Origin of the sequence: Buttiauxella cochleicola (assembly GCF_021283185.1) — a bacterium.
Taxonomy (GTDB): domain Bacteria; phylum Pseudomonadota; class Gammaproteobacteria; order Enterobacterales; family Enterobacteriaceae; genus Buttiauxella; species Buttiauxella massiliensis.
Window position 1 is genome coordinate 1 of record NZ_JAJSOS010000025.1, and the last position, 11,945, is coordinate 11,945.

Genomic DNA, 11,945 nt, shown 5'->3' on the forward strand with positions numbered 1-11,945 from the left:
TGTGGTTATATTTGAAAGAGTATTTCGTGGCGGCTGGATATTTATCGCTGATATCTAATAATGCGTTTTTAACCTGCTGATATGTTATTTCCGCCGCCTTCGTTGTGAAGTAAATCGGGCGCGGCTGCGGCGCACGGTCGGCGGCATGCTTTGGCGTAGTCATGCGGGTTAATCCTTGTTTCTGGGTGTGGTGGGTACGCCTATATTTTACCTTACGCCGTGTATAAGATCTTAATAAATAGGGGTTTTATGCGGATATGTTAAGGGCTTTTGCGGGGGTTATCGCGGCGGATTCGATGCGTAGTAATAGCTAAAATAAGCATGCTTATTTGTATTTTGTTTATATCCACGAACATCTAATTTTTGTGCGAATAATTTTGGCGAGTAGAGAGAGTGTATTGACGGCGTAAAAAGCGGGCATAGGCCCATCAACGCCGTTTGTTTTTGACTTTATAGATAGGGGGGATACCCCCATCATTGCCTTGGCCCTTAGCCTTTGACCTTCCATCAATACGAGTGGGAACGAGCGGCCTTATTATTCTGTGATGTTTGCTGCTGCTCACTCATTCCGTCAATGGCAACGGCTCCCGCACGCGCTCACTATTTCGCTGCTTTCCGTTGGGCTGCTTTGCGCTTTCGGTGGAGGGTATCGCGCACGGTGTCAGCGATCCATTGCTGCCCTGTTGGCGTGGTGAATCCCTCCGCGTTTAGCTGCTCTGCAATCTGCGCGCGGGTCAGTCCGCCGTCGTCGTCCAGCGCCATCATACGGCTGATAGCCTCGGGGTTTGGTACGTGAACACCGGGGCGAAAGGTTACGCGCTCTTTTGGTTTGGTTGCTTTCGCTGGCTTTGCTGCGGGCTTCGGCGTGGCTGCGGTGGGTTTGGCTGCCTGCTCCAGCGTGGCGAGGCGTTCGGCTAGGTCTGCCACCTGCGCCGCCAGTGTATCGGCTGCCGGTTGCACTGGCTGCAAGTTCCCCGCCAATGCGGCACGGATAGCCGAAACAATCCACGCGCTGCGACTTACACCGGCGACGCGTGCGGCTTCATCTGCCGCCTTCAAATCTTCGGGGGTGATGTTTATCGAGGTTGGTTTGTTTTTCATGGCGGTTAGTCATTGGTTAGTTAACGATTAGTCATGAGCATACCACGCATTAACTAACCGGCTAGTCATTGGCTAGTCAATGCGTCAACTAACTGGCTAGTTACGTTAACTAACTCACATTAACTAACTGGCTAGTTGCGTTAACTAACTCACATTAACTAACTGACTAGTCACGTTAACTAACTCGCGTTAACTAGCCGGTTAGTTAACGTAACTAGCTGTTGCCACCGGTGCGCGATATAATGCCGGTGTGCGTTGGCGCGTGCGTGCTGGTTGTGTACTGGATACAAAAAAACCCTGTGGGCTTTGGCTCTCAGGGTTTTTTATTGGGCGCTGTTTACTGGCTGGCGGTTCCTGCCGCCATATGCGCTAGGCGCAAAAGGTTGGCGGCTAGTTCCCATTGGTGGAACGCTGCCACCGGCTCACGCTCGCGGCGGCTGTATGCGTTAACGGCGATGCGGCGCGCCTGGCTGGCCGCTGGATTTTTTGATAGTGTGCTCATGTTGTTTGTTCCTGTGATGGTTCGGACAATATCGCCGCGCTGGTTGGCCTCGAAAACGAACCGGCGCGGCTCTCTTCTTACTGCTTATCTGTTACCACTTCCCCATAGCTTCTAGGCGCTTGATAACGCGCGATACTGCGGCGGCTGTCCACTCGGTGCCTTTCGGCGTCTTAATGCTACCTTGCTCGTTTAGGTATGCGGCGATCTGGCGCAATGACGTTGCGCCGTCTGCGCGTGCGGTGATGAAATGCGGGCGCATAGTCAGGGCGTCAGCGTTCGCCGCGTCTGCTTTGGCTGCTGCTGCGACAAGGTAGGTTTTTTGTTCGTGGGCTGCTGTGCGGCCAGCGTCACGGCGGGCGATCTTCTCTTGGCTCTCAGTGTCGCCAGCGTCAGCGCGGGCTTTCAGTGCGCCCAATGCGGCAACGGTACGGGCGGCGATACGTTCGCGCTCGGCCTGTCCAAACATCGCATTAACCTGCGATTCAAGTTTTGAAGCGTTCGGGCTATCGGCACAAATGAAGACGGTGTGTGCTTCCAGCCATTCACGATGCGCAACGCTGCGGGTTATACGGTCTTGTTTGGCGACAAGAATCGCCGTGTCTGCCGCGCGCTTCTCTTTGCGGGCTTTCGCGTTCATCGCATTAACGACGGTTAGCGCCTTCGCCAGTTCCGGGCGTTCGGACGGGTGAACGGTCGCAGATACGCCGCCGTCGATGTAAGGCGATTCGATAACCTGCCAATTCATACGCGCGGCCAGCTCACGGCAAGCGGCAATCTGTGATTCGATGCCTAAACCTGATTCGGCTTGTTCGTCGGTACTCACGCGGGCGGCGATAACTACGTTTTTGATTGTTTCGATGCTCACGGTGTTTAGTCCTGTTTAGTGATGTTTAGCGCGTTTCGCTATTCGATGGGTGCAGTGTATCAAATCGTCGTCGGGTGTCAACGACTTGATACACTCATTCTAAATAGGACTTGGGTCAGCCAGCACGAACGGCTGGCCGGTTGTGGTTTATTGGGTAGCTCGGCGGCGGTGCGGGCGGTTCGGCTGCCATTGGTGCGCGCTGCCGTCATCGCTCTGGCGATATGCTTCGGCGCGGGTAACAGCCTGCACGCGGCGGTATGCCTCACGATAGAAAAACATAACCTGTCGCGCCTGCATTAACTGGCGGGCGGTAGTCATGCCGCCGCTGGCTTTCTCTTCTGCATCGATATGCTCGGGCGTGTTGTCTGCGACGACGCGCGCGTGCTCGCCTTTGCCGCGTCCGGTCGCTAGGCGTTCAAATAGTTTGAGTTGACGCTCAAGCGGCGTTAATTCTGGTTTCGTGCTCACGATAAAACCCCCTATCAATGCCGGTGGTGCGGCTACATTAGCCGCGCTTTGTTATATCTATGCCGTTTCGTTTGCACCATCCGACGGCGTGGCCGATCTCCCAACCGGAACACTGCAAGCGCGCCGCCATCTCTCGGCGGGTCGCACCGGCTCGGCTTAGTGCTGCCACTTCATCGCGTAGCCATGCTTTGCGCTGCTGCCGCTGTTGCACCTTCCGCCGCTTCTCTGCCGCCTCTTCTGCCACCAGCGCAACGGCGTGTTGTAGGGCTTCCTGCTGCCTTTGGTTTAGCTGATGCGCCTTTTCAAAATCGCCGTTCTCGATGTACGCCAGTAATGCCAACGCGTCGCGCCGGTTGCTGGCTGCCTCTTCCTTGCTGCCGCCCTGCTCCTCTTCGGATAGTTCGACGAACATATTCAGCAAGGCGGCTGCGGGAACGCTGCGCCAGTTGGATAGGAGCGCGCCCGCGCCGGTTAATAGGTCGATGCCGTTTACGCGCTGCATTGTCTCGCCGCCTTGATTCGGTTTGCCCGTTGCACCGCTGCGCGCATGCCGTCGCCCGGTTTGCGGCACAATTTAGCGGCTAAAGCGGCGGCGTCTTTTGCTGCTGCTCGTTTTGCGCGTCTCATAGCTGCATCGCGCTCGCGGCGGGCTTCGTCATTCATCTGGCAGTGTTGCCCTAGGATTTTCGAGGCGTCGGCCTGTGCTCGGTCGCGCTCGGCTTCGGTGGTGTCGCTGTGGGCGGCGATTAATTGCAGCACGTTAGCCGCGCGGCGATATAGTCCGTGCTGTATCAGGCTGTCAGCTTGGCGGCGTAGTTCGATTGGGGTCATTGGGTTCGCTCACTTTGGGGGTTTTGCGTTGAACTCGCGCGCGGCTGCGACACGCGAGAACACAAAGAGAGTTTAAGTTATCTATCAATGCCTTGGGTAAATACTTGATGCATATTTGACCATCATCATAAGCAAATAGAATAAATAATCGATTTTATATCTATTTTACTTATAACCAGCTCCGGGCGGGGTTTTACGTTCTCACGTTTTCTTGTTCTCACGCTTATTCTCACAAGCATTTGAGAACGTAAAAACCCAGCAACGGCGCGGCCTGTAGCTCGATTCGCCGCCATATTCTCAAATTCTCTCGTTTTCTAAGAAAGAAATATGTAAGAACAAAAACAACCAATAACTAACTAAAAAAGAAAGAAGTTAAAAACTATGAGAATAAGAGAATATATATATCTAACCCTTGGTATTACTGGGTTTATCCTTCTCAATCACCTTTGAGAACATGCGAGAGCGTGAGAACGTAAAAGAGCAAGGCGGCTAACTTAGCCATAAAAAACCCGGCGCTGTGGCCGGGTCGCAAGTTGCAGGGTGCAGGGTGCAGGGTGCTGATTAGAATTTTTTCAGTAGCGTAACGCGCTCCCCTCCGTTGCGGGACTCCATCCCCACGACGCCAGCTTTCAGCAATGAATCAAAGGCCACATCGAACGGGTCAGCCTTGCCGCTCAACTTGGCCGCCTGTCGTGCTTGGCGCACTGCTTTGCCGCGTGTCGTGCCTTCGCAGATCTTCGATTTAGCCGCGCTACCGTGGCGGCGGGGATCTTGCAGGTAGTTAACGATAGCCATTTTCAGAGTCGCGATAATGCCAGCGCTGCCCGCGTTGTTGCCGTCAATCATTGCACGCATGGAGGCGGCGGAAACGTTGAATAACTGCGTCGCCCACTCATACGCGGCTGCATCGATTACACCGGTATCGAGTCCGGCCAGCGTCGCCAGCTCGTCAATGCGGAGCAATGCGCGGCGGTAGATTGCGCCCAGCGTGGCATGCTCGCGGTATTCGTCGGATTCGAAAATATCCAGCAAGCGGGCGCGGTATTCCTGCGCCTCTTCGGTCAACGTATAGCCGCCACCGTGTACGCTCAGGTCGTCAAAGTCCGCACCATCAAGCATTGCCGTCAATTTGCGGATAATAGCCGCCGTTGCCGGTGCTTCCTTGTCGAACTCCGGCACGTCAAAACGCAAGCGCTCTACGCCCTCCCCAGCGTGCAAGATAAGCGCGCGCGATAAAAGCCCGCTATCTGCGGCGGCATCACTGATAAAACGCGAGAACGTGGCCGGAACGGCGGACAACATCGCCGCAAATACCGGATTGCGCACGCCTTTGATAACCAACGTTTCACGCAAGGCAAGGCGGTCTAATGCCTTCCCGCCCCCATTAACGATGCGCTCCGCTTTGGCTTGCGGCATGATTTTGCGCTTCGGTTTCTCGCCGCTTTCCCAGATAGCCAATGCGGTTTTTGCTTCCTCCAGCTTGTTCTCTAAGGCTTCGCGCTTGGTGGTGATAGCGTTCAACTCTTCTTCACGGTGTAGCCCTGAATAGCTGAAACGTTTAGCGGTGATAACCTCCAGCAAAACCGATCCAATCCCCGCCGTACTGGTTGCCGCGTTGCGGTTTCCCATCGCGGAAAATAGCTGGTCTGCCTCGTCGCCAATGATTAACGTGGTGCCGTAGCGGCTCGGGTTCGCGCGCGCTGCCTGGCTCGGGTCGTCCTGCCATACGTCCACGGCGTTACGCAAAACGCTGCGCATTACTTCTTTGTCGCTGCGGGGCTTTGCCAATGCGAAACGCACACACGATCCATCATTCAAAATCAGGCTGTCGAGCATGTCCTTAGCGTAGCTCTGCCCCTGCTCCTTACCGGCTGCGGACGGTGCCAGCGTGATAGTGAGCGGCGATAATTTGCCGCCGGAAACGGAACGCTTACCGGATAGCCCGCCCACGGTTGCCGCCAGTTGGATAGCGGCGGCGATGCTCGCCATTGGTAACGGTCGGTGTGCTAGGCGCTCAACATCTCGGAAAATCTCGCCCAACAATCCGGGCGGGTTGAAAATGTCCACGTCTGCCAGATTGGCGAACGGGTCGGCGGCGGCGTCGTAATCCTCCAGCCCCGCCAGCTCGTCGGCCAGTGGTTCGAGGCATTCAAAATCATCTAGGCTGGCTACCGGATTAATCAGGTATTCGCCGCCCCACACTTGCGCGGCCAGCTCTTCGGGGCAACCTAACGCCAGCGCGCCCATATATTGCGATGATTTGCCCGCCGCCTTGCACTCTTCGCAGTGGGCGCGCCATGTGTTGCGCTCAGATTGGAAGCGGGAAAGCGTGGCGTTTTCGTCAATCTGTAGGGCAAACGATGAATCGTAACCGCGCTCTGTTTCGTCAGATTTAAACGGGTGATCGTGCAACGTAAAAAGCCCCGGTTTAGCGCCTGTCTCGCCGCCGATACTGATAAACCATTCTGCCAATTTCGCCGCCGTGCCGGTGAACGTGTCCGGGACGTTGTAGGCGCTCGGGTCGCGCTTCGCTTTCTTGCCTGCGTTCGCGTAGCGCTGCGCGTCATCCTCAGACAATGGCGGCAAGTCTTCGGGGAATAATTGCGCCCCGTCGAAAATGTCCATTTTGTCGGGGTCTGCCTCCGCCATGAAATTGACCTGCACGTCACGATAAACGCATGGGTCAAACTCCACCGGCTCGCCCTGATAAACATAATGGCCGGTGATTTCGGTCGGCTCCGCGCCCGCTTCGCGCATGAGTTGGCGCTCAATTTGCGCGCAAATAACGGCCTTTTGTTCCACCGTTACGGATTCGGCCAGCACGATAACCACGCGCGCACGCGGGGCGGCTTCGGTGCTGCTGGCTGTGGTGTGGAAAACTGCGCGATATTTGTCCAATACCGCCGCGCTGCCATTTCGGCCAATCAGTTTATCCACCAGCGCGGGCGGCATTACGTCGATATCGAGCGTTATCATTGAACACGGCGCAACGTCGGAAACATTACGGCGGCGATAGGCGTCGTTTGCTGCGTCTAGGGTTGCCGCGTATGGGATATCGTAGGCGCTTCCGGGGATCGGCATGCCCCCATTCACTAGCCCGCCGCCGAAATAGAACGGTAAACGGTTTTTCAAGTCAGCGCGGCCAGTGTCGCTATCGTCGGCTAACGTCTCGCCATGCGCTGTTAACAGGTGGCTAAGTTCGTCGATTGTCGAAATGGTTTTATGGTCGCCTTGGCTGAAATGTTTCTGCAAAACGTGCTTGCCCTGCTTCTTGCTCCAGCGCTGGCGGCCAGTTGCCACGACAACCGGCGCGATAAAGTTTTCACCGTTCGCCGCTTGGCGAATGTCATCGGGGCGCGTTTCTGCTGCGTTCATTCTGGTTTGTCCTGGATAGAATTATTGATGATCGGCGCGGATGTTCCGACGCCTGGCGCTGGCACTGCTAACGCTGCCCACTCATGGAACACCGGCGGCACGTTGGCCGCTTCGCTGGCGCGGCTCAGTTCGCTAATGACGCGGGTCGCTAGGTCACGACGGCGACGGTTGGCGCGCTGCTCTGTCATTTGGGCGATCTGCTGCGGTCGGTCGGTGCGGAATAACGCCAGCTCGTCGGGCGTGATGCGGTAACAATCGGTTTTGCCACGACGGGAACGCGTCACGGTGCGCCCGTCCGGTGTCGTCGTCTGATACTTCTCGGACGGTTGCATGATGCGGGCGACGGGGATCAGCCTGTCATTGCGGATTGTGCTGATCGGGTCGGCGGCGCGGAGTCCTCGAAAGCTGATTTCCTCCGGGCGAACGTAGCCGCCAGCGGTGAGCGTGGAGTACGCCCATTCCAGCGCCTCGGCGCGGGTCAGGTCGGGAACGACGACGGTTTTTTGATTATTGGCGCGTGGTGATTTCATGCGGCACCGCCTGAAACGTTCGCCGCGTTTTGCAATGCGCGGCATTCATCAAGGCGGGCGGCGATAGCGTCGGGGTTAGCGAGGATTTCGGCGATTGCTGCCGCGTCGTCAGCGTCGGACGGGCGAATCTCTTCGCTCAGGTCGATCTCTTCGCACTCGGCGATTAACTCGATAGCCTCGATTTTCAGTAGGTAGCGCTTGGCCTGTTCGTACATGAATACGTGCGACGGGTGCGGCGCGCTGTTCATCACTGCATCGAGCATGAAACGGGTATAGCCTCGCCACTCTGAAATGATTCGGCCATAGGCGAACGCGCGGCTATGAACCGGATATTCATCATCGTAAAAATCGAACTCGTCAGCGAACCAATCGGCGAACTCGTCCAGATCCATTCCCATGAATGCCGCCCATTCTTGGCTGCTGATTTCGGACGGTTGAAGCGCGGAATCTTCCGCGAATAGGTTCATTTCGCCGCCTCGCGTTTTGCATTCGCCTTTGCCAGCAAATCCCCGGCCACGTTCTGCAAAAACTCACTCAACTCTGCAAAACGATACTCATGCTTACGGTCGATGCTCAGGGAGACGGGGCGCGGGAATAGCGGACGGTGCCAGCGGCGGGCGTTGTAAATGCTGCTGCGGCTAATACCGAAATGCGCGGCGGCTTGGTCTAACGAGATAAATTCGGGGGTCATTTTGCGCTGCTCCTGATTATGGGTTTCAGGCCAGCGGCGGGGAGGATATGGGCGTTTCCGCACGCAATGATTCCCCTCCCGCCATACTGGCAAGTGGGTTTCATAGCTGCGGTGTCGGCGCGGCTTCAGGAGTCGCGGGGGAGGTATCGACGGGCGGGCCGTCAGGCTCCCTATACGGCGGGGTGGCTTTCTGTAATCCCCGCGTTTAAGAACGCAAACTTAAAACGGGGGCATCATACAGGTTCGTGGACGGCATGTGTAAAATATCTTTCCACGACGCTGATTCTAGCGCCTCTATGGGGTCAAGGTTTGACGTTCTAGCGCAAGGTATAGATTTTCATGGGTTGGACATTGCCGCGCTTAGAATCGCTCTGGTGCGTTTTTTGGTGGTATCGAGAATCGGGGGGTGCTTGATGCGGATTGGTTCAGAGGATCGAACGGGATCGGTTTTTGCCCCTCGCCCTGTTAAGCCGGGTTTTTCCGACTCGGGTTTTCAGCCGCGTTTGTGGCCGGTTGTCTGTGATGAGATTCATCTGGCGACGTGTCGAACGCGGGCGGCTAGTTTACCAAAACCCCCCGAACGCGGAAACGCGTCGATCACATTCTTGGTATTTATCCGCCGCTTGTCGGCGATGTAGTACGACCGCCAGCGGCGGGAAGTTCCTTATCAAAACCGGAAGTTTTGCCGCCGGGATTTTTTGAGTTTTCCCCAGCCGTAAAGATTTTATTTTTAAGGTTTTGTTTTAAAGATCTTATAAAGACCTTCTTATAAAGATCTTTTAGGGCGCTCGCAGCCCAGTCGTGGTGCGGCTCTCAGGGGTGGTGCTGGTACGTATTCCATGAGTCACTGGTACGTATTTCATGAGTTGACTGGTACGTATTCCATGAGTCACTGGTACGTATTCCATGAGTTGACTGGTACGTATTTCATGAGTAAATCAGTATAAATTATGAGCAAATAACAGCCTATTCAGGCACTTATCCACAAGCGAAACGGCACTCAACTCGTAGGTATTGGCTAAGTTAAGGCGTACGAACTCGCCAGTTAATGATCAATCTTTCCGCTGTTAATCTGCATTACGTTGATTAGATGTGTTGGGTGACGCAAATTATTGGTACATTATTATAATTAGTACCATTTTATTTAAAGGTGCCCACCAATGAGCAAACATTTAGCGGCTAAGCAGCAGGTTACTCAGCCCACCATGATCTATCAGCACAATGATTTTGTTGATGCTGCTTACCGGCTCACGATTCCGGGAAAGCGAGTGCTCTCAATGGCACTTGGTATTGTCGGAAACAAAAATGTGAAACCAGACGGCACGACACGCGATGAGTTCGGTTTTATCTCTACAATTACGGTAGCCGATTACGCCGCTATCTTTGAAGTAGATATAAAAAACGCATCTACTGAAATGCTTGCTGGGGTAATGGATTTATCACAAACAGCGGCAACTATTTACGTCGAACGTGCAAAAGGGCGTATAGAGGGAAACTTTACAATTATCCCTCTCATTTACAAAACCACAGCAAGTGCAGCACGTACCGAACGCGGCAAATACATAATCGAATTACATCCCGAATTGATGGGCTACATAGGGCTTTTAGAGCGCAACTTCACTGCATATGATTTGCTTAACTGCGGGCGGCTCACCTCGTTTAATCAAATGCGATTGTACGAACAATTTTCCAGCCATAAAAACCACGGCAAAAAGGGCGGTGTAAATTATGGGCTGTGGGTGACTAATTTTGATTTTTTCAGAAGCGATACATTCGATTTAGGGGATTCTATAAAAGATTATCCTCGCACAATGAAACGCCGCTTTCTGGATGCCGCGTTAGATGCAATTAACGATACGACTGATTTGTTTGTCGAGTTCACCGATAAAGGGCGCGGCAAGCCGTGGGAGTTCAAAATCTATAGCGGTGATATTGCCGACAAAAAACGTGAGAAGTGGCGCAAAGAGCGTGCTGAAGCTGAGTTGAAGGCGAAAGAAGAGAAGAGACTCGCCCGTCTACGCAAACAGATCGCCGCGCATCAAGCGGAAGAGGCGACACAATGACACCAATCAGACCATACCGGCGGCGTGTCAGTCTCTCAGGACGTGGGTCAGGCGTACCATTCCCAACGCAAACAACCGAAAGCGGGAAACTCGTTTTAGCCCAGTAGTGGCGCGGCTCTCAGAGGGGGCGCTTGTACGTATTGGCTAAGTCGATTCGTACGTATTCCATGAGTCGACTCGTAGGTAAACCCCAAGTTTATTTGTACGTAAACCCCAAGTTCGGTGTACGTATTGGCTAAGTCGATTCGTAGGTAAACATCAAGTTCGGTGTACGTAAACATCAAGTCGACTCGTAGGTAAACCCCAAGTTTATTTGTACGTATTGGCTAAGTCGTGGTGTACGTATTGGCTAAGTCGATTTGTACATTTGGGCTAAGTCGACTCGTAGGTAAACATCAAGTTCACTGGTACGTATTCCATGAGTCGATTTGTACATTTGGGCTAAGTCGACTCGTAGGTAAACCCCAAGTTCGGTGTACGTAAACATCAAGTCGATTCGTACGTATTCCATGAGTCGACTCGTAGGTAAACATCAAGTTCACTGGTACGTATTCCATGAGTCGACTCGTAGGTAAACACTCACGTAGCGCCACCAGCTCAGGCGGCATGATTAGCCGCCCTTGCTCGCTCCCCTTAGTGCTTCGCGCTAACCCCTAAGCGCTCGTAGATAGCCTTTGCTTCCTTCTCCATCTCGCGGATCTGCGCCACTGTTGCCGCCTCTTCCTCTGCTTTGGCCGTCGCCACGGCGGCGGGGCTTGCTGGGTTGGCCGTTGCGTTCAATAGGTCGGTGACTTTGGTTAACAGCCCCACGGTTAACACTGCGGATTTTTTGCAGGTAACGCGCGCGCCCTGCTCCTCTCGGCTCAGTTCCTGCACCGGTGTTAAACCGCCCGGCCAGTTGCGCGGGTCGGCCTCGTTCACGACGACGCCGGTCAGTACCCGCGCCAGTTCCTCTAATACGTCTGTACGTTCATTAGCCATTGTTGGCACTCCATAGGTATTGATCATCGTTAGCCGCCTCGTTTCGGGATAGCGCCAAGCGTTGCAAATAGTCGGCACGGTTCAGGGTGCGAACGGATAGCGGGTAACTCGGTTCGTAACCCGGTTTCCAGTGCTCAGGGATTTCGAGAATCCAAGCGGCGACACAAAACGCCATAGACGGAACATAGGGGATGTTATCGCCGCCACAACCGGCGTTTTTAACGTTGCGAATCCAGCGTTCTACCGCGTGTTTATGCCCATAGGCAGTGCGGCGAAAGTCCGGCGTTTTACGTTGGGTTTCAATGAATCCGCAATGAATTAGCCAGTCTGCGCATTCGCGCACTGAATTAATAAAAGTTTCGCCGCGTTCGTCATTATCAAGAACATCAATCGGCTTTCCGTGGTCGCGCTTGTGGTTATATTTGAAAGAGTATTTCGTGGCGGCTGGATATTTATCGCTGATATCTAATAATGCGTTTTTAACCTGCTGATATGTTATTTCCGCCGCCTTCGTTGTGAAGTAAATCGGGCGCGGCTG

13 protein-coding genes are annotated in these 11,945 nt (G+C 54.2%); 1 reads left to right on the forward strand and 12 read right to left on the reverse strand.

The window, feature by feature from the left end; all coding sequences use genetic code 11:
* Positions 1-600: 600 nt before the first annotated feature.
* The 10 genes from LVQ76_RS22080 to LVQ76_RS22125 form a co-directional block, all read right to left on the reverse strand.
* A complete protein-coding gene (locus tag LVQ76_RS22080; protein ID WP_232922457.1) occupies positions 601-1,101 on the reverse strand; it encodes a recombinase family protein in 501 nt (166 codons plus the stop codon).
* 337 nt (positions 1,102-1,438) lie between these two features.
* Entirely contained in the window at positions 1,439-1,603 is a 165-nt protein-coding gene (locus LVQ76_RS22085; protein ID WP_154156174.1) for a hypothetical protein, read from the reverse strand.
* 91 nt (positions 1,604-1,694) lie between these two features.
* Positions 1,695-2,468 carry a recombinase family protein gene (locus LVQ76_RS22425; RefSeq protein WP_154156172.1) on the reverse strand — a complete coding sequence of 258 codons (774 nt, stop codon included), beginning with the start codon at positions 2,466-2,468 and terminating at the stop codon, positions 1,695-1,697.
* Between the two features lie 147 nt (positions 2,469-2,615).
* Entirely contained in the window at positions 2,616-2,936 is a 321-nt protein-coding gene (locus tag LVQ76_RS22095; protein ID WP_154156170.1) for a hypothetical protein, read from the reverse strand.
* 37 nt (positions 2,937-2,973) lie between these two features.
* Entirely contained in the window at positions 2,974-3,438 is a 465-nt protein-coding gene (locus tag LVQ76_RS22100; protein WP_232922458.1) for a hypothetical protein, read from the reverse strand.
* Entirely contained in the window at positions 3,426-3,767 is a 342-nt protein-coding gene (locus tag LVQ76_RS22105; protein WP_232922459.1) for a hypothetical protein, read from the reverse strand. Before LVQ76_RS22105 ends, LVQ76_RS22100 begins: the two co-directional genes overlap by 13 nt.
* Positions 3,768-4,328: 561 nt before the next feature.
* Positions 4,329-7,142, reverse strand: a complete 2,814-nt coding sequence (locus LVQ76_RS22110; RefSeq protein WP_232922460.1) for a YfjI family protein — start codon at positions 7,140-7,142, stop codon at positions 4,329-4,331.
* Complete coding sequence (locus LVQ76_RS22115; protein ID WP_154156161.1) at positions 7,139-7,672, reverse strand: hypothetical protein; 534 nt, start codon at positions 7,670-7,672, stop codon at positions 7,139-7,141. The genes LVQ76_RS22110 and LVQ76_RS22115 overlap by 4 nt, the downstream gene beginning before the upstream one ends.
* Positions 7,669-8,139 (reverse strand): hypothetical protein, encoded by a 471-nt coding sequence (locus LVQ76_RS22120; RefSeq protein ID WP_154156159.1) that lies wholly within the window; start codon positions 8,137-8,139, stop codon positions 7,669-7,671. Before LVQ76_RS22120 ends, LVQ76_RS22115 begins: the two co-directional genes overlap by 4 nt.
* Positions 8,136-8,363 (reverse strand): helix-turn-helix transcriptional regulator, encoded by a 228-nt coding sequence (locus LVQ76_RS22125; protein WP_154156157.1) that lies wholly within the window; start codon positions 8,361-8,363, stop codon positions 8,136-8,138. Before LVQ76_RS22125 ends, LVQ76_RS22120 begins: the two co-directional genes overlap by 4 nt.
* A 1,160-nt stretch (positions 8,364-9,523) precedes the next feature.
* On the opposite strand from LVQ76_RS22125, the gene LVQ76_RS22130 reads away from it, so the two are divergent.
* Positions 9,524-10,426 (forward strand): replication initiation protein, encoded by a 903-nt coding sequence (locus tag LVQ76_RS22130; RefSeq protein WP_232922461.1) that lies wholly within the window; start codon positions 9,524-9,526, stop codon positions 10,424-10,426.
* Between the two features lie 633 nt (positions 10,427-11,059).
* On the opposite strand, the gene LVQ76_RS22135 is transcribed toward LVQ76_RS22130, so the two are convergent.
* Entirely contained in the window at positions 11,060-11,407 is a 348-nt protein-coding gene (locus tag LVQ76_RS22135; protein WP_232922462.1) for a hypothetical protein, read from the reverse strand.
* Positions 11,400-11,945, reverse strand: a 546-nt coding sequence (locus LVQ76_RS22140) for a hypothetical protein (RefSeq protein ID WP_232922463.1), incomplete at its 5' end; no start/stop codon positions are given. The genes LVQ76_RS22135 and LVQ76_RS22140, both read right to left, overlap by 8 nt.

What these genes read in the sequence shown, in the direction of transcription:
- LVQ76_RS22125 (WP_154156157.1), bottom strand. Translation starts at nt 8,363, where the DNA reads ATGACCCCCGAATTTATCTCGTTAGACCAAGCCGCCGCGCATTTCGGT.
- LVQ76_RS22105 (WP_232922459.1), bottom strand. Translation starts at nt 3,767, where the DNA reads ATGACCCCAATCGAACTACGCCGCCAAGCTGACAGCCTGATACAGCAC.
- LVQ76_RS22110 (WP_232922460.1), bottom strand. Translation starts at nt 7,142, where the DNA reads ATGAACGCAGCAGAAACGCGCCCCGATGACATTCGCCAAGCGGCGAAC.
- LVQ76_RS22100 (WP_232922458.1), bottom strand. Translation starts at nt 3,438, where the DNA reads ATGCAGCGCGTAAACGGCATCGACCTATTAACCGGCGCGGGCGCGCTC.
- LVQ76_RS22115 (WP_154156161.1), bottom strand. Translation starts at nt 7,672, where the DNA reads ATGAAATCACCACGCGCCAATAATCAAAAAACCGTCGTCGTTCCCGAC.
- LVQ76_RS22135 (WP_232922462.1), bottom strand. Translation starts at nt 11,407, where the DNA reads ATGGCTAATGAACGTACAGACGTATTAGAGGAACTGGCGCGGGTACTG.
- LVQ76_RS22085 (WP_154156174.1), bottom strand. Translation starts at nt 1,603, where the DNA reads ATGAGCACACTATCAAAAAATCCAGCGGCCAGCCAGGCGCGCCGCATC.
- LVQ76_RS22120 (WP_154156159.1), bottom strand. Translation starts at nt 8,139, where the DNA reads ATGAACCTATTCGCGGAAGATTCCGCGCTTCAACCGTCCGAAATCAGC.
- LVQ76_RS22080 (WP_232922457.1), bottom strand. Translation starts at nt 1,101, where the DNA reads ATGAAAAACAAACCAACCTCGATAAACATCACCCCCGAAGATTTGAAG.
- LVQ76_RS22130 (WP_232922461.1), top strand. Translation starts at nt 9,524, where the DNA reads ATGAGCAAACATTTAGCGGCTAAGCAGCAGGTTACTCAGCCCACCATG.